14 protein-coding genes are annotated in these 22,315 nt (G+C 46.8%); 4 read left to right on the forward strand and 10 right to left on the reverse strand.

What is annotated here, in order from left to right:
* Positions 1–9 precede the first annotated feature (9 nt).
* The 5 genes from QT990_RS16890 to QT990_RS16910 form a co-directional block, all read right to left on the reverse strand.
* On the reverse strand, positions 10–1,191 hold the full coding sequence (locus QT990_RS16890) for an RtcB family protein (protein WP_333142064.1): 1,182 nt from the start codon (positions 1,189–1,191) through the stop codon (positions 10–12).
* 650 nt (positions 1,192–1,841) lie between these two features.
* Positions 1,842–2,963 (reverse strand): hypothetical protein, encoded by a 1,122-nt coding sequence (locus tag QT990_RS16895; protein WP_333142065.1) that lies wholly within the window; start codon positions 2,961–2,963, stop codon positions 1,842–1,844.
* Positions 2,964–3,054: 91 nt separating this feature from the next.
* Positions 3,055–4,026, reverse strand: coding sequence for a transposase (locus QT990_RS16900; RefSeq protein WP_333142066.1), 972 nt, complete (start codon positions 4,024–4,026; stop codon positions 3,055–3,057).
* A gap of 629 nt (positions 4,027–4,655) precedes the next feature.
* On the reverse strand, positions 4,656–7,883 hold the full coding sequence (locus QT990_RS16905) for an efflux RND transporter permease subunit (protein ID WP_333142067.1): 3,228 nt from the start codon (positions 7,881–7,883) through the stop codon (positions 4,656–4,658).
* Positions 7,884–8,338: 455 nt separating this feature from the next.
* The gene (locus tag QT990_RS16910; protein WP_333142068.1) at positions 8,339–8,941 is read right to left on the reverse strand and encodes a thioredoxin family protein; all 603 of its coding nucleotides are present in this window, start codon (positions 8,939–8,941) and stop codon (positions 8,339–8,341) included.
* Positions 8,942–9,118: 177 nt separating this feature from the next.
* On the opposite strand from QT990_RS16910, the gene QT990_RS16915 reads away from it, so the two are divergent.
* Entirely contained in the window at positions 9,119–9,523 is a 405-nt protein-coding gene (locus QT990_RS16915) for an NIL domain-containing protein (RefSeq protein ID WP_190741019.1), read from the forward strand.
* A 65-nt stretch (positions 9,524–9,588) separates the two neighbouring features.
* Complete coding sequence (locus QT990_RS16920) at positions 9,589–10,032, forward strand: hypothetical protein (RefSeq protein ID WP_333142069.1); 444 nt, start codon at positions 9,589–9,591, stop codon at positions 10,030–10,032.
* A gap of 936 nt (positions 10,033–10,968) precedes the next feature.
* On the opposite strand, the gene QT990_RS16925 is transcribed toward QT990_RS16920, so the two are convergent.
* The 4 genes from QT990_RS16925 to QT990_RS16940 all read right to left on the reverse strand — a co-directional run bounded on the left by QT990_RS16925 (position 10,969) and on the right by QT990_RS16940 (position 14,766).
* On the reverse strand, positions 10,969–11,520 hold the full coding sequence (locus tag QT990_RS16925) for a shikimate kinase (RefSeq protein ID WP_333142070.1): 552 nt from the start codon (positions 11,518–11,520) through the stop codon (positions 10,969–10,971).
* Positions 11,521–11,542: 22 nt separating this feature from the next.
* Positions 11,543–12,427: a LapA family protein gene (locus QT990_RS16930; protein ID WP_333142071.1), complete on the reverse strand. Its 885-nt coding sequence runs from the start codon at positions 12,425–12,427 to the stop codon at positions 11,543–11,545.
* 82 nt (positions 12,428–12,509) lie between these two features.
* The gene (locus QT990_RS16935; protein ID WP_333142072.1) at positions 12,510–13,721 is read right to left on the reverse strand and encodes a transposase; all 1,212 of its coding nucleotides are present in this window, start codon (positions 13,719–13,721) and stop codon (positions 12,510–12,512) included.
* Between the two features lie 406 nt (positions 13,722–14,127).
* The gene (locus tag QT990_RS16940) at positions 14,128–14,766 is read right to left on the reverse strand and encodes a flavin prenyltransferase UbiX (RefSeq protein WP_333142073.1); all 639 of its coding nucleotides are present in this window, start codon (positions 14,764–14,766) and stop codon (positions 14,128–14,130) included.
* 490 nt (positions 14,767–15,256) lie between these two features.
* On the opposite strand from QT990_RS16940, the gene QT990_RS16945 reads away from it, so the two are divergent.
* On the forward strand, positions 15,257–16,813 hold the full coding sequence (locus tag QT990_RS16945; protein ID WP_333142074.1) for a tetratricopeptide repeat protein: 1,557 nt from the start codon (positions 15,257–15,259) through the stop codon (positions 16,811–16,813).
* 376 nt (positions 16,814–17,189) lie between these two features.
* Here QT990_RS16945 and QT990_RS16950 read toward each other — a convergent pair whose 3' ends face one another.
* On the reverse strand, positions 17,190–19,556 hold the full coding sequence (locus tag QT990_RS16950; protein ID WP_333142096.1) for a ribonuclease R family protein: 2,367 nt from the start codon (positions 19,554–19,556) through the stop codon (positions 17,190–17,192).
* A 1,718-nt stretch (positions 19,557–21,274) separates the two neighbouring features.
* Between QT990_RS16950 and QT990_RS16955 the strand changes: the two genes are divergently transcribed.
* On the forward strand, positions 21,275–22,273 hold the full coding sequence (locus tag QT990_RS16955) for a hypothetical protein (protein WP_333413176.1): 999 nt from the start codon (positions 21,275–21,277) through the stop codon (positions 22,271–22,273).
* The last annotated feature ends 42 nt before the right edge of the window (positions 22,274–22,315 follow it).

Here is a 22,315-nt window from a genome sequence, read left to right on the forward strand (position 1 = left end):
CAGTTTCTGTCACCCCTTGACACAAACCACCTGCTTCAAAGTCGCCACAACTTCCACCAAATCCGACTGCTGACTCATCACCTCATCAATCGGCTTATAAGCCCCCGGAATTTCATCTAAAAATTGCTCATCTTTCCGGCACTCAACCCCCTCAGTCTGCCGCACCAAATCATCGAGAGTGAATACATTCTTCGCTTGAGTGCGAGACATCAAGCGCCCCGCACCGTGACTGCAACTACAGTAACTTTCAGCATTTCCCTTCCCTTTAACAATGAAAGACTTCGCCCCCATCGAACCCGGAATAATCCCGTAATCCTCAACATCCGCGCGCACGGCACCCTTGCGAGTAACATACACATCTTCGCCAAAATGCACCTCTTTTTCCGCGTAATTGTGGTGGCAATTCACCTCTAATAACGGCTTAACAGATTTGCCACCCGCGACGTGCTTTTCCACAATTCGCTTAAACCGATTCATCATTACATCGCGATTAAAACGAGCATAATCTTGCGCCCACTGCAAATCGTGCCAGTAAGCGGCAAACTCCCGCGTACCCGCTACAAAATAAGCCAAATCTTTGTCAGCCAGATTAATTTCTGCCAGTTTAGCTAAATCTTTAGCCGTCTCTATATGCTGCTGTGCGAGCAAATTTCCAATGCCGCGAGAACCGGAATGCAGCATCAGCCAAACAAAGTTTTCAGTATCAACGCAAACCTCAATAAAATGATTACCGCCGCCGAGGGAACCCATTTGTTTTAAGGCTTTATTGTTTTGGTGCTGCACACCTTGATGAAGTTCCTTAAACTCGCCCCATCCTTGCCAGTTGGTGACAGTTGTTTCTACTTCTTTGTTTTCCGAAAATCCCACAGGGATTGCGGCTTCGATATCGAGGCGAATTTGTTTGAGTTTGCCTTCTAATTTGTGAGCTTTGAATGGCATTTTTATCGCAGACATACCGCAACCCACATCGACGCCCACAGCCGCCGGAATAATCGCTTCTTTTGTGGCAATTACTGAACCGACTAAAGCACCTTTTCCTAAATGTACGTCGGGCATTAGTGCGACGTGTTTGAATACAAAGGGCAAAGATGCTACGTTTGCGGTCATCTTGGTTTCTTTTTCGCCCAGGGCGTGATTTGCCCAAGATAATACTGGTTTTGGGGCTGATATGTCTAATTTTTCGTAGGGCATTTTTGTTTAAGTTGGTTTTGCAAGTTTGTTATGTAGTACAAGTGTAACACAAAGACTTTCGGATGTCAAACACACTAATTCTCGTAGGGTGCGTCAGTCGGGAATTTCTTTTGGGAGTCATAGAATTTTTACTGACGCACCTTACCCACTAATTATTGCCGCGTCAACTTCACATCAGATGCAGTAGCGGTATTGTTGGTAAGTCCGACATTCCGACAGGGAATGAATTCCCTGTCTCATAGCAAAAGTCCTCTCAAAGAGGACTAAAATCGATCGCACTTCCCGTCAAAATCTACAGTCGGTTTTAACCGACATCTTGCAGCAATATCAATAAGAGGATTTTTCGTGGGGTCGGGCGGGTTTATAGAACCTATTTGCAAGCTTTAAGGCTGTTGGCGAACCCGCCCCTACGTCTAATTGAGAATGGTGCAATATCTCAGTTTTAACCGACAGTCCGACAGGGAATGAATTCCCTGTCTCATAGCTAAAGTCCTCTCAAAGAGGACTAAAATCCCTCGCACTTCCCGTCAAAATCTACAGTCGGTTTTAACCGACTTTCGCTATGAGGCAGGGGTTTCAACCCCTGTCGGACTGCGGGAAAGCGAGTCAAAAGCTAACACGGCACAAAAAGCGTTTTGTATTGAAAATCCTTAAGAAATGCCTAAAGATTGAATGAATAATTGACTGTAGGGTGCGGATTGTTGTACCTCCGTCAAGGAACCAAACAGCTCTTTTCCCCCAAAGATAACTAATGTCTTCTGTGTAGAGTCAGCTTCTTGACTCGGCAGTTGTGAGTGAACGGAAAGAATACTATCTGAATCAAATCGATAAAAGCGGTCCAAGTCGCTGCAAAGTCCTTCTTCAACATCCTTGAGATTAGGATAAAGTTCTTGAGAAGGACGCGGTTCATGACCGCTTAAAATCAGTTCATCTAACATTTCCATTTTTTCAATATCGATTAGATACATTCTCCCATTACCAGTGTTAATTAGAAGGCGATCGTCTGATAGGTAGGTAGAGTAGCTAAACCTGTCATCCGAATCAGGACAAGGGCATTCGCATATTCCAAGTAGATTGCACTCAGGAAAACTGAATCTGCTGATTTGTCGATCGCAATCGTGTACAACCACAAATTCGCCACCAGCAGGATGAAATTCTGGAGGCCCTGTGTCATCGGGACATGGAACCTCCACGGCGTGAATTTCCGTACCATCGTCATAAAGCCAGTAGATTTGCTGTCCGTCCTGACCTGCGGCAGCCCAAAGAGCTAAAATTTGATTTTCGGGGTGCGGGTGAAACGAGAAGGAACTCCAGCAAAAAGGGTCTTCGAGCAAAAGTTGTCGTTGAATTTGCCACGAATTGGTATCGCGAATTTGAATCTCGACTTCCCCGCCTTCAATTAATTTCATGCACCAAAAACGCACGCCGTCTGCATCAAACCAGCAGTCCTGAAATCCATTTTTGTTATACGAAAACTTAACAGGAGGGTTAGGTAGCTGTTCTTCAAAAACTAGCTGGTTTTCTGCTGTCATAATTGCTAAATGATTGCCATTTGCCATAATTGCTGCCAGCAAATCGCCTTTGGGACTAATGGCTAAACAGCTAATTTCGTCGGGAAGCTGGTATTCGTATTTTGGCGACAAGTTGCGATCGACTAAAGTGACTTTTTTGCTATCGCAACTTGTCGCAATCGTCCACTCGGAATCAGTGCGTTGATTTATATATGAGAACGACCAGTCAATTTGTTTTTCATATTTTGGTAAAATCAGCATAAAGATATTTAAGTTTACTGCGTTGATAGACTCTATTTTAACTAAAATTTTGCACCATTTTCTATTAACCTGTAGATACTGTCTTGACCTGTCAAGGGGTAGCAAGTAAATAATTGGGGTCGAAAGGCTTTTGGGACTTTAAAATACCAAAAGCCAAATGCACCAATTTCCGCATCAAAGCACCAATCACCTGCATTTTGACCTTCCCACGACCCAATAATCGGTCACTCATAGCTTTGAGTAACGGATTGTGACGCATCGCCACTACCGCAGGCAAATACAACGCCTTTCGTAGTCGGACATTTCCGGTACAAGACAAACGAGTTTTGCCTTTAACCGAAGTCCCAGAACTCCGTTCACAGGGTGTTAAACCCGCATAAGCCGCTAATTGACGGGCATTATTGTAATCGGAAACATCACGAATTTCAGCTAACAATACGGATGCTGTCTGTTCACCAATTCCTGGAATTGAAGTCAAGAGGTCACGCTGTTGTTTTAAATGTGGGTGCTGGTCAAAATGGTCACTAATCAGTTTTTTGATTAGTTTTTGTTGTTCTTTTAGGTACTCCAAATGTGCCAGTGTAAGGTCGGCAACAGTTGGCGTAGCTGTTTCCAAACGGTTCTGCTCTTGAGTAGCCATTTCTGTGACTGATTCGAGCCGTCTCAACAGGGCTTGTAATTCTTTAACTTCCGGCGCGGTAGGTGTCCACAAAGACGGTTTCATTGCCGCACAAAAACGAGCAATGAGTGCTGCATCTACGGAGTCGGTTTTAGTTCTCAAAAGTTCGCTTTTGGCAAATCCTTTAATACGAGCTGGATTGACTATACTAACAAAAAAGCTAGCCCCATAGAGGAATTCAGCTAAGGCTTCTCCATAAATGCTAGTAGCTTCCATGCAAGCATGGAGTTCGACTACACTTTGTTGTTGAAGCCAGTTATGTAAACTCTCAAACCCTTGAATATTGTTAGTGAATTTTTTGGGTTTAGTTGCACGACCTTCTTTCAGTAATGAGACGTGAAAGTCTCTTTTACTGATGTCTATACCTAAGACTGTTGATGTCATTTTTGGCTCCAGATATACTCCAATTTATGAAAGAACCGACAGGCAATTGAATACTAACCTTGTCAATGCAGGCTTTCCCGATCATGCCGAGATCCTAAGATACTGTCCAGTTTAGTGTGCGCCTGTCATCAGTAATGGGAGCTTATCTACGCAACAGACTTGCGAAAGTCTAAGGGGCGGGCCAACTTCACCGATTTCTGATGTCCTTGAAGAACACTTTCTGCTGAAACTTGCATCTTAGTCAGAAACTTTTCTTGTTTCTTTAGATTTACCAAGAAGAAGGTACGATCGACTGATGGTCGGCTCGCTCGCCCACTTGTCGGCTCGATCGCCCATTTGTCGGTACGATCGCCTGATTATCGGTATGATCGAATCAATGACGTGGCAATCGCCTGACTCACTCTTTTAAGATACAAGGGGCGGGTTCACCAATAGCCGAGCGGGCTGCAAACAGGTTAAATAAACCCGCCCCCACCCACTCAAATCTTGCACCAATATCAATCTTCAGGAGTTTCGCGCGGGGTGGGGGCGGGTTTTTGAGTCTTTTGGTATCCTTTAAAACTCTGGGTGAACCCGCCCCTACAGTATGTGTAAGAATGGGGTTCTATGGTATTTTCTGACGCTATGTTTCACAAATTCGGAGTCTTTCTCCCCGCCTTCTGCAGGGGAATAACAACCCCGTGCGGTTTCTTATTCCCTGCAAACATCCCGAAGAAATCGTGCAGCAAAATATAGAAACAGGGAATAATAAACAGCGTCAGCAGCGTCGCCAGCGACAAACCCGAAAACACCACCACACCCAAAGGTTGCAGAAACTCCGAACCTTCTCCAATTCCCAAAGCTAGGGGAAACAAACCCAAAACTGTAGTAATAGTTGTCATCAAAATCGGCCGCAAGCGCTGAGGTGCCGCCCTGAGAATTGCTGTTGTGCGATCGACTCCTTCATCTTCCAGGATTTGGTTCGCCAACTCGATCATAATGATGCCGTTATTCACCACAATTCCCACTAGCAAAATTGCACCGATCATCACCGTCGCACCGATCGCAGTTTTGGTCACATAAAGCCCGAATACTCCCGCCGCCAACGCCAGTGGCACTGTCAGCAAAATCACCAGCGGGTCAACCAGGGAATTGTACTGCACCGCCATCGCTACAAACACTAAAAAAGTCGCCAATCCGCCCAAAAGTTTTAGAGAAGTTTGCAATTGCTGATTAGTTTCAGCAGCAGAACTCGGCACAATGCTTACTCCTCGCGGCAACTTCATTTCTGATAAAACTGCATCGACTTGCTGGACAGCATCGCCGAGACTTGCGCCCCGATTCAAGTTTCCTACAACTAAGAAAACTTGTCGCTGGTTGAGACGCTGAATTTCTCCTGGTGCTTTGCCGATCGTAATATTTGCCACATCGCTTAAACGGACGATGCTATTATTGCCGCCAGATAAGGGAATTTGTCCGAGTTGAGCAATAGATTTTACAGAAGTGCGATCGAACTGCACCCGCACATCTACCAAGCGGTTTCCCCGCTGCAATTGAGTCGGAACAGCACCTTCAATTGCTGTCTGAATGGTCTCCCCAATGTCTTGGGCCGTCAGCCCGTACACAGCGGCCTTTTCCCAGTCTGGACGAATTTGCACTTCTGACTGCGGCGCGTCTCCGTCCGGGCGAAACCGGGCTAATTTTACCTTCTCATCTAATTCTTTTAATATCTGACGACCTGCTTGCTGCAATACTTCTTCAGTTGGCCCCTGAACCACCACATCAATTTCGCCGCCCCGCACTGGGGAATTAGTTAAAACTAAACCCCTAATCGATTCTGGAACTAGCCGCAGACGAGTTCCTTTAGGAACGTCAAGTTTCTTGAATTCCTCAGTCATTCTTTCCGTAAAAGCGATGGTATTCGTACCTGGTTTTAGCGTGATTGTGCTGCTTCCCCTGAGCAAATTTTCAACTGTATTGTTGCCGAAAAGCAGCCCTCCCGCTGTCGTTAAAGTGTACGCTGTTTCTGGCTGTGCGAGCAGAAGTTTATCGGCGGCGGCAACCACTTTTTGATTTGTTTCCAAGTTAGTACCCGGAGGAAACAAAGCAAATAATCGGGCTTGACTTGTATTAACTCTCGGCAAAATTTCTTGGGGGATTTGACCTGCCATCACCCAAGTGCCGCCGCCTAAAATCACAAAAGCGAGGGCAATGATAATTAACCGCAAACCCAGCACTTTTGACAGCATTGAACCGTAGGCCCGCGTGCCGTTTTCAAAACCGCGGTTGAAATGTTTTATCGGCCCGAACTGACTGATACCGCTGGAATAAGACATTCCCATCAAGCGAGAAGTCAGCATCGGCACTACAGTTAAAGCTACTAGCAGAGACGCTGCTACTGCAAAGCTAATTGTCAAAATCAATTCGTTAAATAGCAGCGAAAAGAAGCCACCGATCAGCAGGAATGGCAGCACTGATACTAAGTTAGCGGCAGTGGAGGCAATCATTGCTGATTCTACTTCTTCACTCCGCAATACAGACTCTTCTATCGTGCGTTCTTTCCGATCTTTGATTCTGCCTTTTTTCAGATGAGGGTTGCTGTCTAGACCGACTACAATATTTTCTAAAATAACTACGCTGGTATCGATCGCCTGACCAATTCCTAACGCTAAACCCCCTAAACTAAACAAGTTCAGCGACAAGCCGAACAGCCGCATTAAAATAATGGCTGCTAGAGTACACAGGGGAATAGTCAGAGAGATAATCAGGGTTTGTCTCAGGGAACCTAAAAAGAACAAAACTGCGATCGCAGCCAGCACTGCCCCTGAAACCCCCGCATTCGCCACATCGGCTAAGGAATTGCGGATAAATCTGGATTCGTCTAAGGTAGTAACTACGGTCATGTCCGCCGAAATTAACCCGGAATCCTGCATTTCTTTGATGCGATTTTTCACTCCGTCTACAACAGTAATCGTGTTGGCGTCCGGCTGTTTCAAGATGCTAATTTTAACGGCTGGTTTTTGATTGAGAAAAACTTTGACTCGCTGTTCTTCTGTACCGTCATTGACTTGGGCAAAATCGCGCAGGTAGACTCGTTTTGGCGGGTTGGAACCGGATACTTGAAAGGAAAGATTGGCGATTTCCGAGGCTGTTTTAAAGCGACCAATTGTGCGCGTCAGCGGTTCGTTTGATTCTTGCCGCAGCCGGCCGCCGGAAGTGTCTAAATTGCGCGAACGCAAAGCATTAAAAACGTCGTTGAGATTAACTCCTAAACTTTGCAGCCGATTCAGGTCAATATTAACTTGAATTTCTTCTTGAACGCCGCCGGAAATGTCAACGGAAGCGACTCCGGGAATCACGTTTATTTCCCTGGCTAATTCTTCATCGGCAAATACCCGCAAATCTACCCCTTGGCGTGAGTCTGAAGTCAGGGCAAATTCGTAAACCGGCTGTTGAGAAGGGTCAAATTTAAATAGATTTGGCGATTCAACTGTATCAGGAAGTCGGTTGCGAATGCGGTTGACGGAGGCTGTAGCGTCGTTGAGGGCTTGGTCGATATTGCCGCCGGGTCTAAAGAATAAATCGACGCTGACTTGTCCTTCCCGCGTGCGGGAGAAAACTTGCGTGACTCCTTCTGTTGCTGAAAGTCCTTGTTCGAGGGGGCGGGTAATTTCGTCAACTGCCACTTCTGGGGAGACTCCGGGGGCGTCTAAGCGCACGCTGATGCGGGGATAGGTGATGGAGGGCAGCAAGTCAACGGGCAGTTGGGTTATGTAGAAAATGCCCACGACTATAATGGCAAGTGTCAGCATGAGGGTGCCGATGTGGCGGCGAATGGCTGTCGCGCTAATACTGAATCCGGTTTTGTCGGGAGTCATTCGATTTTAGATTTTAGATTTTAGATTAAAGAATTGAAAAGTTTACCCCGTCAGTCAGCCTGCAAAGGAATGAATCGCGGGGCTGGCGACTAAATTGTTTTCGGTCAGGCTTTATTGTGTATCGGGAGTGAGAGAATATTTACGCTCCGCACCTGACAAGTAGTATAATAAATTTTAATAAATTGTCAAAAATGTTTTTTTGAATATTCCTTTAGAGGTAGTCGATCGCCCAAAACGCAGATTGGCAGAAATTGCCAGGGGCTTTTGAATCTCTCTAAGTTATCGCCATCAGGAACAGGCAAGATGCCTGTTCCACAACAAATAAACTTTCTTGTGGAACAGGCATCTTGCCTGTTCCTAAAGTCTTCTTCCCTTTTCCCTCTTCTTTATTCCTTCTTCCCTCTTCCTGACATCCGTTACATCCGTTACAGAATCCGTTGCCGAACTTCCTTCATTTACTGTACTTGAGATCCGTGGGCACGGGGGTCGGAGCTACTTGTTTTCACAGGCCCTGTGGGTGGAGTAAAATTAGAAACTTGACCTGCCGCTTGGACGTGTGGCAGAGGTTTTCCTGCAATTAAAGCATCTAAGTTAGCTTCCATAATAGTGCGTGGCATTTCGCCCATTGTTTCAGCAACGGCGCTGCCTTTATCGTTCAAATAGACAAAGTGCGGAATGCCATCTACTCGATATTTTGTGATTTCTGGCAGCCATTTGTCATTGTCTACATTCAGCATCACAAAATTCATCGGTTCGGCGTATTTCTGTTTGATTTCGCTCAGATCTTTAGCCATTGCCTGACAGCTACCGCACCAATTAGCATAAAATTCCATGAGTGTCGGTTTGCCATTTACCAAAGCTGTTTCTAATGGCGTTGAAGCTTTTGCCATGTCGGTGAGACTGCTTGACGGCGTTTGGGTTTGCAGCCCGAAGAAGATGGATATTGAAAGGACGATCGCTGCTAACACGATCAATAAGTTTCTGAGGCGCGTGGCGACTTTTGTTTCGGGATTTTTGGCGGCGGGGGCGACAGTTGAGTTGGGCGAATTCTGGGTCATAAAATAAATTGCGCTTGGATTTCTATGTTTTTATTTTAAATAATAGATTCAGATTATAGCACATTTTGAGATAATCAGACCAATCTCATAAAAATTTTTGAAGAGGCCAGAATTAGGCCAAGTGCGCTAAAACAGAAGATAACAAAGATTGTTTGTAAATTACCGAGGACTTGCAGGGTGAAAAAACGGGTAACACTGACGTTTCCCCAACGATCGATCCAAATGCCTGTCACCTATCGACTGGCAAAGGATTTTAATGTTGCAGCCAACATTATCCGCGCTCAGGTGGCTCCGAACCAAGTGGGCAAACTGGTGCTAGAGTTATCAGGGGACATCGACCAGCTAGAAGCGGCGATCGACTGGATGCGATCGCAAAATATCGGCGTTTCCCTAGCCAGTCGGGAAATACTCATAGACGAAGATATCTGCGTTGATTGCGGTTTGTGTACGGGGGTTTGTCCGACAGAAGCCTTGACCCTTGACCCAGAAAGCTTTAAACTTAGTTTTGCTCGATCGCGGTGTATCGTTTGCGAGCAGTGCATCCCTACCTGTCCGGTGCAAGCTATTTCTACTAACCTATAGGCCCTGTAAACACTCCTGGGGCTCATCATCTTTTTTTTGCCTGGTTCTCCTAATTGTGCCATTGGATGAAAAAAAACTCTTGGGTTTCCCTAACTCTACTTTTTGTTACTTATTTCACTTTTGGCTGGAAATTATCTGAGTTTGATGTTCCACCGCACCTGACTTGGTTTCTAGCCATAGCTTCAATTTTAGTGTTTGCGGTCGCATTGTCGTTCCCACTGAGAGACATAAAAGCCTTAATTTTGCGGTGGTTTTCGAGTGATATCGGTGCTTTTCTTTCTATTATTGTAGGAGCTTTTGTGGCAGTGGTAGTTTTTGCTTGGCTGCACCTTTTTGCTACTTGTTTACTCTTGATTTCAGCCGGAGCTTTGGCAAGACTCGATATTCAAATGTCTGGTTGGAAGAATTGGCGGGCTTTTGCGGTATTAGCTACCATTTCTTTAACAGGTGTGGGGTTGGGCGGAGCGATCGAGTTTTGGTCAAGGACAGGCAAGCTCGTATTCTCTTAATGAGGAACGGGAAATTCATCCAACCAAATTCTATAACTCGCAACGGATATGTAGCCCAAAACTATCAGCTCGCCCATCAATAAATACAGCTTATTTTTTTTCAATCCCCCACCCCCGGATTAATTCCCCGTTCCGCGCCGTAATCATAGCAGTTTTCAAGCCTCGTGAGGTAAAGCTTCTCAATTTCCGATTCCCCGTTGCGCGTTACTAATTCCCAATTACTAATTACCGACACACCGGGAGTGGAACTGAAAACCCCTAGGGCAGTATTGAACTGTAGCGACTGTTGCTCAAAATGTTATTGCCCAAATCCCGCAAGTCCCGCAGCCAAAAACTCATCCCAATAAAAAAGCAGCTTTAGGGAGCTGCTAGTCAGAATGCATGAGGTATTTTTTTTAGAATAGGACAGATTAAATTCGATCGGTGCTGGGTTACATTTTTTGATACGAGAGAGTTGATGAGGGAATGGACGATCGTAAAATCGTCACATAGGAGGATAGCATTGATGCTAAATTTCCCGACAATCAAGTTAGCGTTTAACTGTCCTTGCGCCCTACAGCCCTTCAGCGGTGGGGCCATTTTATTTTTAGGGAGAACTCAATAGCCGGCTTTAACGCATCAGATGAGTCTGCCATTAGTTCTTGTATAAAATCTCCGCATCACCACATCCTCATACTTATAAAAGTTACGCATCGCATCCAGTCAAACCCGGTGGATTGCAAAATATTGGGTGGTTAAACGGAGACACTCAGACAAAAACCAGTATTTTCACCGAAGTCCTACGATTTGAGATTTGAGATTTGAGATTTGAGATTTTGGGAATGACTGATAAATGTGGTGGTTTGGAGCTTGCGTATAGTTGCATTATTTTTTTGAACTGGTATCAAAAGTCCCCACAAACCTGTTATTTTCTTAGAAAATCGCTTTCTGAATGTATCAATTGAGCTCAGGCCCGGTTTCTGGTTTGATAACTTTTTGGATTTCCTCGATCGCCCTAGTCGCCACTGCTTCAGGCCTTTCGCCCACACCAGCATAGACTCGGACATCTGCTTGAGTGTAGAAACGCTCTCGCTCTTTCAAAAGGCTTTGCAGCTTAGATTTGATCTCGCCCTCCTGCAGTAGGGGTCGAGCGGTGTCCGAACGCAGTCGATCGTACAATTGATCTACAGGCACATCCAACCAAACCACTACACCGTAGTGCAAGTAACCCCAATTCATCGATCGCGTCACAATGCCGCCGCCCGTAGCCACGACCGAATTTTGATACGCAGACAACTCACCGAGCACTTTAGTTTCTAGTTCCCGAAAAGCCTCTTCCCCTTCTCGCTCAAAAATCTCAGCAATTGACTGATTAGCAACTCGAACAATTAGTTCATCAGTATCAAAAAAACGGTATTTTAATTTTTTTGCCAAAATCCGCCCCACCGTTGTTTTCCCCGCACCCATCATCCCGACAAGATAGATATTTACTCCCCTCAACCCATCCACTGCCAAATCCTCCGATATTTTTCTATTTTTTCAGGTTAATCGATCCGCCACTGAGGCCATCATCGTCATCAAACTCATCACCCTCATCCAATCCCCAATCATCCTCTGCTTCTGCCATAGGATTTATTGGTGTTTCATCAGCGGGTTTAGGTATCGCCTCTTGGGGGGGAACGATCACCCGATACTCTGCATCGTATACAGACTCTGTTTGTCCCACCCCAGACTGGTTTGGATCTCGATAGCCGTAAGAGTATACTGAGCCAGCCCAAGACTTGCTTTTCGGTTCCTGCTGAGCTTCGTAAGCCCGTGGATTTGCCGCTGGAACATCATTTACCTGCGGTTGATCGGGAAAATCGCGATCGTCCCCCCAATCGTCATCACCCCCTTGAGAGCCGGATTTTGAGCCATCTGAGACCCAATCATCCTCATCGTCTGCCGCTGCATAAGTCCCCGGTTGAGCGTAATTCTTCGCCCCATCCGGGTTCGGAGTTTCTTGCAGGAAAGTCCCGGCTCTGTAACCCGCCGATGTGCCGTACTCAGTTCGGTAGGAACCAGGAGCTTGAGTTTGGCTATTTTCCCTATTCAGATCCGGGTCAATTCCCTGTTTTCTAGGAGGGGGAGGTGGCGTGTAAGGTGTTCTCCTGTCCTCTGGGAAAGTATCGGGACCGCTGCGACTGGATCGGCCGCTGCGGTCTCCCGTTGGAGATAGGTAATTTGAAAAAGCGAGCAAACCAGAAATCAATAAAGACGTGATAGCTCCCACCACGATGCTCAGCAAAATCCAGATAGATAAAGGCAAAGCAGGCGATCGAACTCCCAAAAACACCAGCGATAATGCCGGCTCCACATTTTGCAGGGCAAAAATAGTTAGCCCTACCACAATTACTAGCAAAAATACAGGTCGCATATTAAAAATATTGGTAATTGGTAATAGGTAATTGCTAATTGCTAATTAAAAGTGACATACTCCTACATTAAGCTGAGTACAGCTATAATGTAGGCTTCTCAGCGACTCCAGCTATTGCTTCGGACATTAACTGAGCTTTAAAGACGGGATGACCCACCGCCCTATTTTTGATTACGATAGCTGCATTGTGATCGCGGTCAAGACTACATCCACAATTTGGGCAGTCGTGCCATCTTTCATGCAACTTTTTAGGTACTTTTTCACCGCAATTAGAGCAATCTTGTGAAGAGTTATAAGCACATACGGTCATCACCAACAAACCAGCATTTACAGCTTTGTTTATTAGAATCGACAGAAAGCTTGACCACCCAGCATCCAACACAGATTTAGCCAATCTTGTACGAGCAAGTCCCTTGACATTCAAGTCTTCAACTGCAACAACCTCATATTTTTTCAAGAGATTGTTAGCAGTTTTGAAATGAAAGTCTTTACGTTTGTCGGCTACTTTCTTGTGACACTTCCCCAGTTGCTTAACTGCTTTGTGTCTCCGGCTGCTACCTTTTTTACGGCGCGAGACTCGCTTCTGAATAGTCCGCAGGCGTTTTTGAGCTTTGCGGTAATGCTGAGGAATCGCCACCGTCTCCCCTTCTGATGTTGTCAAAAAATCCTTCAACCCCATATCAATGCCAGCAATTTTTTGAGGATTAAAATCTGGTTTAATTTCCGGGACTGTCGAGTCTTCCAAGCTGAGAGTTGCATAGTAACCATCAGCTTTTTTGGTGACAGAGACGGTTTTGATTTTAAATCCATCAGGTATTGAACGGTGCAAAATAACTTTGACTTTTCCGAACATCGGCAAGTTAATTAAGTTATTTTGCAAGCAGCCGTCTTTAACTTGAGGGTAAGTGAACGTGCGGTAACGACTACGCGGCTTGAATCTAGGTCTACCGCTGCGTTTCCCGTTGCTATCACCTTTCAGGAAACGATCAAAAGTTACCTTAACTCGCTTAACTACATCTTGAAGAACTTGAGAGTAAACTCCGGCATACCAAGGATGAGTTTTCTTGAGTTGAGGTAACGTCTTTTTCTGGCTGTAATAGTCGGGATTTTCCCGCAGTTCGGGTAAGTGGCAAACTAGCGGACACGCATTGATGGGAGAACGATTTTGTTCGTACCAATTAAATCGATCTGCCAACAAATAGTTGTACTGAGCGCACAGCAGAGACAGCCATCTGTCAATCTCAGTGGCTTGCAACTTTGTTGGACGTAATCGATACTGGTAAGAAGTTCTCATTGAGTAGTAAATGTTTGATTGCAGTCGCTACGCATCAATTAGTGTTAATGTACCCGAATACGTTACTTGATGTCAAGTGCATGAGTGAATGTTTTATCCATAAAATAAGAGAGGTTTCTAGCCTTAATTGCTAGTATTTACCACCAAGTATTGACACGTCGAAGAATTTGTTTGTCTCGTCATCCACCCGCTCACTTCTCAATGCTTGCGCCTGTGAGATTGCTTAGCGGGTCGAATCCTCACCTCACCGCGTCTTTCATCCCACACTAACCGAAGCGGTATAGTGTGGGGATTCCCGTCTGTTTAGCTAACAAATCATCAATAACAAATAACAAACTGTCAACTGTCAACTGTCAACTGCCAACTGTCAACTGTCAACTGTCAACTGTCAACTGTCAACTGTCAACTAACTCCCTTCTTCTTCCTTCCAGCGTTTGAGAGGAACGCAATCAATCCCCAACTGGTCTAAAGCGCGAGCCACCACAAAGTCTACCAAATCTTCAATAGTTTGCGGATTGTGATACCAAGCAGGAATCGCTGGTACAATTCTAGCTCCAGCTTCCGCCAAGGTAGTCAAATTCCGCAGGTGAATCAAGCTAAAAGGCGTTTCGCGAGGCACGAGTACCAATTTTCGCCCTTCCTTGAGCTGAACGTCGGCCGCTCTTTCGAGCAAATCCGAGCTCAAGCCAGCCGCCAACTTGCCTAGTGTACTCATGCTACAGGGAATAATCATCATCCCTTGGGTGCGAAAGGAGCCACTAGCAATATTAGCACCGACATCTTGCCAGGGATGACACCGAAGTTTACCCATTGTGGCGACTCCTGCTTGTTCCCGCCAGAATTCCTCTTGTAGCGTCGGTTCTGCGGGCATTCGAGTGTTCTGTTCGCTTTGCCAAACCATGTAAGTAGATTTCGATGCTACCAGTTCGATCGCGCGATCGGCTTCCAACAAATATTTCAATGTTCGCACCGCATAAATCAGTCCCGATGCACCGGTAACTCCTACAATTAGAGGTTGGGCGGGGACTGAAACAGAATTAGTCATGGGCAATTATCCAGCAATAAGCTCACTAATTATAATAGCGCGATAGGTGCTAATAACAGCCACAACACTCATCAATCAATTCAATGATTGCGTGGCGATCGCTCTTAATAACAATAAAAGGCGAAACCTATAGCCACCTGCAACACCCCCGGATACTACAAGAAAGTATGCGACTGTGATCGCCAGGATTATCATTACCCTATTCTTCGTTAACAAAAACAAAGGCTAACTGCGATCGCCAGAGTTCCAGATCCCAGCTCCATCTTACATCCTGATAGCCACGACCAACTCTGTGTCACAATAGAACTATAGCAATCCTAAATCATTCTCATAATTATTGTAGGGGCAATCCGACCCCTACTCCCCGTGGTTGCCCGATAGATAGGGGGTAGGCACGGGGAGTAGGGGTAGCACTACCCCTACAAATTTATCTGAATCATTTAGGATTGCTATACTAACTTTACTTTATTAACATCAGGGGAGGCAGACAATGTTCTTAAGATACGAAGATATCGAAATAGTGCAATTAGACATTACCTCCCGATGTAATGCCGGTTGTCCTCAGTGTCCGCGCACGGGGAACCCTATTTTGCCAATGACAGAATTGACAATAGCAGATATTAAGAGAATCTTCCCTAAAGAATTCTGCTCTCAGTTGTCTTGGATTTACCTGTGCGGCAACTTTGGGGATGCGATGGTGAGTAATACCACTCTCCCGGCGCTAAAGTATTTTCACAAAATGGGAGTCAATTACCTTTGGATGTACACCAATGGTAGCGGACGCAGCCCTGATTGGTGGCGACAACTGGCCAAAATTTTGAATCAACCAGACGATCGCGTTATTTTTGCCATCGATGGATTAGCGGATACCAACCACCTCTACCGTCGCAATACAAACTGGAACCGGATTATGGAATCCGTCGAGGCCTTTATTGGCGCCGGTGGCCAAGCAGAGTGGCAATATTTAGTCTTTGAACACAATCAACACCAAGTCGAAGAAGCTCGCGCTTTGGCCCGTAGACTGGGGTTTATTAAATTTCAAGCTAAAGCAACGTCTCGCTTTGCGCTGTCAGAGGTTGATGAAGTCGGAGAAAAGGAGGAGGCGATCGCAGAGGTGGACTCCCAGACGCAGGAAAAGCGCGATCGTTCTACCCCCATCACCCTAGAAAAAGCAGCTCTCAATTTTCACCGACAAGCTGAAGATTATTTAGCGGAAAAAAATTTAGAACAAGCATTTTTAGCTTGTCAAAAAGCACTTGAGATTCAGTCAAACTTTGCCGTCGCTCACAAAACATTAGGCAATCTGCTACAGCTCACAGACTGTCTGGAGGAAGCGATGAACTCCTATAAAACTGCCCTAGAAATTCAGCCAGAATTTGCCGAAGTTTATGCAAATATGGGCAGCGTTTATGCTTCTCAAAAACAATGGGAACCCGCAATTTATCACTATCAAAAAGCGCTGGAAATTCGACCAAATTTTTCAGGAGTGTATCGAAATTTAGCCAAAATTTGGACACAATTAGGTAAAATAGAAGAAGCAAATGAAGCTTTTCAGCAAGCCGTTAAACTCCAAATCGCTCAAGAAATTGCTCCGGCTAAAGCTGCTAAAGCGAACAAAGAAAGCTCCGTAGAACTCAAGCCGGCTTCCTTACCCCAGTATCAAAATCCAGAAATCCCCAACTTTCGCAAAGCCGTCCAAGAATATGGAGGATTAGAAAATTATTTTCAGGGCATTGAAATTAACTGCCAGTCGCAAAAGAAAGCTGAAATTTACGTTAGTTTTGACGCTGAACTGTGGCCCTGCTGCTATACAGCTCAGACCAAATACGCTCATTACAGCGACACTTATATGACCCAGGCGATCGCTCTGTTTGAAAAATATGGGCAAGGATTTAACAACCTCCGCAGCAAATCTATCAAAGAAGTGCTAGAAAATGTTTGGTATCAAAAAGACTTAGCCAAAAGCTGGTCTTGTTCGGAGAGACTAGAAATATGCGCCTTGGTGTGCGGGAAAGCCTTCCACCCCACCTCCTCACAGATGCTCTAGATCCTTCACTGACTCGAGTCCAGAAACCTGATTTTTTTGGAAAGTATCGAATTTTAGCACCGCAATATTTGCAAAAAAGCCTGATTTTTCTTGAAGCGGACTTCAGAAACCGGGTTTCTTGATGAAACCCGGTTTCTGAACAGCAGACGTTTGTTAGAAACAGGCGAGAGTTGGAAACTGGCGACGCACCCTACCTTTACTGTTAGCTATCAACTATAGCAATCCTAAATGATTCGTGTAATTCTTGTAGGGGCAAAACCCACGCCCGGTTGCCCCGCCTTGACTGGGGTAGGCACGGGGAGTAGGGGTAGCACTACCCCTACATATTTTTACAAATGATTCAGGATTGCTATATCAACTATCAACTATCAACTAACTACTCATCATCATCAAAAGCTTGACTGCCGCCGCCAACTGCAACTAAATCAATTTGCTGGCGGTAGTAGTCAACACTCTTGACTTGAACTTCTACCCGATCGCCCAAACGGTACTGATTGCGGTTTTTGCGACCCACCAGAGTTTGCTGGCGCGATCGATATTCGTACCAGTCATCCTTCAGCGAAGAAACGTGCACCAATCCCTCAACTCGCAGAATATCGCTCTCCGGCGGCCGCACCTCAATTTCCACAAAGAAACCGTAAGACTGCACGCCTGTAATCAAACCCTGGAAAGTTTGGCCGGTGCGTTCTTTCATCAATCCAGTTTTCTTCAATCCCTGCAAATCGCTTTCAGCGTCTTCAGCAACTCTTTCGCGTTCGGTTAGGTGTACTACTACCGATGCGAACTCGGTCTCAAATTCGTGGTGCAAATCTGGCGGGAGAACATTCCAAGTAATTTGACCGTGACAGGAGGAATGATGCAAGTCAACTTTTTCCTTCGCCCGTGTTGTGCGGCTGCTGCGGCCTTGCTCGAACACCGCTTGCAACACCCGCAGCACCAGCAAATCGGCGTAGCGGGAAAGCGGCGAAGTGCAGCGCGTGTAACCCTCTGACAGCCCCAAACCGAAGTGTGGCTTGGGAGTTGTGCTGTAAACAGCGGGCTTCATGGTGTCTTCTAGCAGGTAGGTGAGAACTCTTTCGGACTTAAGGCCGGCAAACTGCTGGGTAAATCGCTGAAAGTCCAAGGGCAAAACTTCTTCTTCGGTTTCGAGATACAGTTCGCCTCCGAGGTTGTTGGAGAGTTTGATGAACTCTTGAATGTCTGCCGGGTCTGGCATCGGCTGGACGCGGTAAATTGCTGGGACTCCCAAGGCTTGCAGGTGAGTGGCGACGGCTTGGTTGGCAAGTACCATCAACTCGGAGACAGCCGACTGGGCGGGGGGAGCCGTTGCAAAAGCTCCTAATTCGCCTTCGTCGTCGAAGTGAGAGTTAGCGTCGGGCAAATTTAGTTCAAAAGCTCCTCGCTTGAGCCTTGTCTGTCTGGCAGCCTGTGAGGCGGCACCGAGTTGATCTAGGAAAGGACGGAGGGCGGAGGATAAAGGGTGCTCTTCGGCATCGCCTGGTTCGAGAATTGCTTGAGCTTGCTCGTAGGTGAGGTGGTAGTCAATTTGAATGACGCTGGTTTGAATCTCGTATTCTAGGAGTTCTCCTGATTGGTCGAGGGTGAGCAGTATGCTGAAGGCCAGCCGTTCGCTGTCTGGCAGGAGGGAGCAGCGCTCGTTGAGGGTTTCTGGCAGTACGGCGATGATTTTTTCTCCCAGATGGGCGGCGGTGCCTCGCTTGCGGGCTTCGCGGTCGATCGGGGTTTCTGGCTGCACGTACTCGGCGGCATCGCTGATGTGGATTCCTATTTGCCAGCGGCCGGGCTTCAGGGTTTCGATCGACAAAGCGCGTTCTACTGGCGGATCGGAGAGGAATGATGTTGGGTCAAACTCGTTTTCGCCTCCTCCTTCGGACAGATTTTCCTCCGGCGCTTGAGGGGCATCGTTTTCGCTGTTGGTTGTTCCCGGTTCGTTTTTGCTGAAGCTAACAGTCAGAATGTTACGCAAATCAAGGCGTTTTTTGATGTCGGTTTTTTTGACTTTGCTGGGCAAATTTTCGGCTGCTTTGATGACGGCGGCGGGGAACGATCGCGGCAAGTCGTGTTTGCAGCATACGATGTCGAGGTCGTCAGCGGCTTCGGCGTCGGAACCGAGTACCTGTACTACTTTGCCGACTGGCCGATGGGTGCCGAGGGGGTAGCGTTTGACTTCGACGTGTACTAGGTGGTCGATCGCCTCTTGGAGATTTGTGCCATTTGCGAGCAAGTCTAGTTCAAACAACAGGCGATCGTCCAGGGGGATTGCTCTGTAGCTGACGCGGCCGGTGGGGGTGGCGGTTTGCTTGACTCGCGCGAGTACCGAGGGGTTGGCGCGTTCGAGGATGAGCATGACTTCGCCTTCGGGCGATCGGCGGCGGCTACCTTCTTTGATAATTTTGACTAAGACTCGATCGCCATTCCAAGCTGTCGAGAGGTGACTTTCCCGCACATAAACGTCTTCTGAGCCTTCGGCGTCTTGAATTGCAAAGCAAAATCCTTTGCTCGAACAGCGCAGTTTTGCTTCTACTACGTCGTCTTCAGCTACTCGGCGATAGCGGCCTTTGTCTTTGACTAATATGCCAATTTTCTCTAGAGCTTCTAATGCGATTTGAAGTTTGAGTTGACTGGTGGCGTCGTTGCAGTCGAGTTTTTTCTCCAATGCTTTAGGAGCCACTAATTTGTCTTCTGTAAAATTTGCCAGCAGTGCAGCGATAGAAAATTCCATGTAGCGATCGATCCTCTTGTTTCCAGCAATTAGTCTAATTTTGGCGAAATCAGCCGCACCCCCTCGGGCCCAGGGCTGTTTCATTCTCAGAAAAACCAGGGTTTTGTAGGGGCGGTGCGACCCCTACTCCCCGTGCCCGCCCAGCCCATAGACGAGCGGGTCGGGGTTTCAGATATGGGGGCAACCACGGGGGGATTGCCCCTACAAGAGAATGAATCAGCCGCACCCCCTCGGGCCCTCGCAGTGCCTGCTTCCCAACAAATGCGCGGGTTAATAGGTGGAGACGCGAGCACAGCCACCTTGTTTGATCGCGAGGTTTTTTTGAGATTCTCTCCCGACACCGGCTTCGTGCGAATTGTCTGCTGTCTGTCTTGAACTGACTGCTGACGGTGCAGACAACTGTCCCGCACGCTATTCCCCAATACAATTTTTTAGCGTTGGTTTGTTTGCTTTTAGGTCAGCAGCGCCGAGCACTTCGCAAATTAGAAAGCCCCTGTCGGTTCTTAAAAGATGGCTCGATACTGAAAGCGACGGCTTGAGTCGAGGATGAGCCGATGGAGGCATGGAGAGGGATAAAATTTGCATTTCTTCCTTCTACCTTGTTCCTTCTGCCTTGTTCCTTCTTCCTTTTGAAGTGCCTCTTGCTTCTTGCTTTAGCAAAGAATTTACCGGATCTTTAAGGCAAAATTGCTAGTAGCTCGCTGCTGCGATGCCCCTGTTTTTTTGCACGCGATCAGTCCTTGCGGACGGAGGTGCAACGAGCGGGTCGGGAGCAATCTGTGCTGTAGAAAGTGCAGGTACACAAAACCGGAGACTTTTACTACTTTTGCTTAGTTGCTGTGTCATCTCCTATAGGTAGAAATGACGCCCGGTGCTTGTTAGCTTAAACTGCCGGATGTGGGATGGGGTTTAGTGGCGTGTAAGGTTGCGCGGATGATTCACCTTTAATTTATTGTATGTTGAATAGGTGCTTTCAGAAAATTGTTTTCTCTGAGCTGTTGTTGAGCCAAGCGTGACCTGGGGTAATTTTAAAAATTTTCGCGATCTCTGGGACGATCGAGCTTGCGGAGTCGCTTTCTGTTAAGCTGTTGGGCATTTCAATTGTCTTTTTGGGCGGGTGTGACCGAAAGCATCCAGGATACAAGCCCCCGGATTGATCCGTCCAGAAATAAAAAACCTGTATCCGATAAAGGAGCCCCCGAATTTATCCGTGGGGTCAATGCTTAAATCTAAAATCTAAAATCTAAAATCTAAAATCGATTGACGCCCAACCCCTACTCCCCGCAAGAATTTCATCAAACTTGTCTGTAAGAATGAGAAGCACCTGGGCTTACACGATCGCCCTCACGTTTTCAACAAATGTTGAAGAATCAAGCAACTAATGCGTGGTTGTGTACTAAACTTAACTACCAGCCGGGAAGTCCCTCGGTATATTTAGAGGGGATTAATCTGAGCGCTGGGCCCCGTACCCCGTTGGGAATTACGCCCGCGTGATCAAAGGCTCGTCGGGTGTAGGTACCCAAAGCGACAATTATTCTTTTATAGCCCAAGATGATCTGGAAATACTCTGATACTATATTAGCAAGTGGGGGTGGAACTACCTCACTATAAAAAGCCTTTGAAAAAAAGGAAAAAGAAGCCTGCGGTCTAACTGTACTCAGTTGACCGTCAGGTTTGTTCACGTCATAAGCCCCTTCTGGTTTCGGGGTCAAAAAACTATGTTTGCTGAATTTCGCGCCCTTTATCCCGCTGGACAGTTAATTTGTGAGTTGCTGACTGTTCATCACGGTAAGTTTGTTGTTCGCTGTATGGTTCAGGTTGACGGCAAAACTCTGGCTACGGCTATGTCGGCTGCTGAGTCTGTTGAGGATGCTGAAGACCGTGCCCGGTTGCGAGCGATCGCTGTTCTTGGATCTGCTGCGCCCGATCGTGCGATCGTGAGTGTTGATCCGGCTCCGGTTGCTCCGGTTGCTCCGGTTGCTTCGGTTGCTGCTGTTCCCCCTCCTCCTGCCGTTTCCCCGGTTGCTGCTGTTGCCCCTCCCCCTCCTCCTGCTGTTCCGGTTCCTGTTGGGCCGACAAGTGTACCTCTTCCGGTTCTAGAAATGCCTGTTGCTGACAAATTGCCTGAATCACATCAAAGCAATTTTGTCAAGACTGAAGCGAAATTAAATGAAGAGCCGATCGCACCTGTACCTGCACCGCTGCCGCCAACGGTCGATCGCGTCGAGGCTACTGGGTTTGTACCAAAGCAGTTAGACTCAGACGCTTGGCTTTCTTCTAGCTACGGCGAACCACTTCAGGAACTGGAGGTGCCGACTTCTAGCCAAAGTGAACTGCTACAGGGTGCGGCCGAAGTCAGGGAATTGCAACCGATCGCAGTGGGAATCCCCAGCGATGCGATCGAGGATAATTCTGATACGATCGCCCAAATAGACGCCATCCTCAAACGCCTGCAATGGAAGAAAAAACAGGAAAGCGACTGTCTCGAACACAATTACGGCAAGTCGTCGCAGAGAGAGCTTTCTAGCGAACAGTTGGTAGATTTCCTAGAATATCTGGAAATCTACAGCAGAACTACTGAGGAAATCAAGCGGTTGGGCTGGACTCCCAACCAAGGAAAAGATTATCTCAAACAAGGTTATGGCAAAGAAGCGCGGCACTTCTTAAATCGAGAAGAATTGTTCGACTTCCTGCAATATCTCGAATCTTTGCCCTAGTAATTCGGCAACAAAACAAGGCGCTGGAGGCTATTAGATTAA

Origin of the sequence: Microcoleus sp. T3_B1, assembly GCF_036700445.1 — a bacterium.
In the GTDB taxonomy this organism is placed as follows: domain Bacteria; phylum Cyanobacteriota; class Cyanobacteriia; order Cyanobacteriales; family Microcoleaceae; genus Microcoleus.

Excerpts from the sequence above, each read along its gene's own strand:
- QT990_RS16890 (WP_333142064.1), bottom strand. The coding sequence starts at position 1,191 with ATGCCCTACGAAAAATTAGACATATCAGCCCCAAAACCAGTATTATCT.
- QT990_RS16895 (WP_333142065.1), bottom strand. The coding sequence starts at position 2,963 with ATGCTGATTTTACCAAAATATGAAAAACAAATTGACTGGTCGTTCTCA.
- QT990_RS16900 (WP_333142066.1), bottom strand. The coding sequence starts at position 4,026 with ATGACATCAACAGTCTTAGGTATAGACATCAGTAAAAGAGACTTTCAC.
- QT990_RS16905 (WP_333142067.1), bottom strand. The coding sequence starts at position 7,883 with ATGACTCCCGACAAAACCGGATTCAGTATTAGCGCGACAGCCATTCGC.
- QT990_RS16910 (WP_333142068.1), bottom strand. The coding sequence starts at position 8,941 with ATGACCCAGAATTCGCCCAACTCAACTGTCGCCCCCGCCGCCAAAAAT.
- QT990_RS16920 (WP_333142069.1), top strand. The coding sequence starts at position 9,589 with ATGAAAAAAAACTCTTGGGTTTCCCTAACTCTACTTTTTGTTACTTAT.
- QT990_RS16930 (WP_333142071.1), bottom strand. The coding sequence starts at position 12,427 with ATGCGACCTGTATTTTTGCTAGTAATTGTGGTAGGGCTAACTATTTTT.
- QT990_RS16935 (WP_333142072.1), bottom strand. The coding sequence starts at position 13,721 with ATGAGAACTTCTTACCAGTATCGATTACGTCCAACAAAGTTGCAAGCC.
- QT990_RS16940 (WP_333142073.1), bottom strand. The coding sequence starts at position 14,766 with ATGACTAATTCTGTTTCAGTCCCCGCCCAACCTCTAATTGTAGGAGTT.
- QT990_RS16945 (WP_333142074.1), top strand. The coding sequence starts at position 15,257 with ATGTTCTTAAGATACGAAGATATCGAAATAGTGCAATTAGACATTACC.
- QT990_RS16950 (WP_333142096.1), bottom strand. The coding sequence starts at position 19,556 with ATGGAATTTTCTATCGCTGCACTGCTGGCAAATTTTACAGAAGACAAA.
- QT990_RS16955 (WP_333413176.1), top strand. The coding sequence starts at position 21,275 with ATGTTTGCTGAATTTCGCGCCCTTTATCCCGCTGGACAGTTAATTTGT.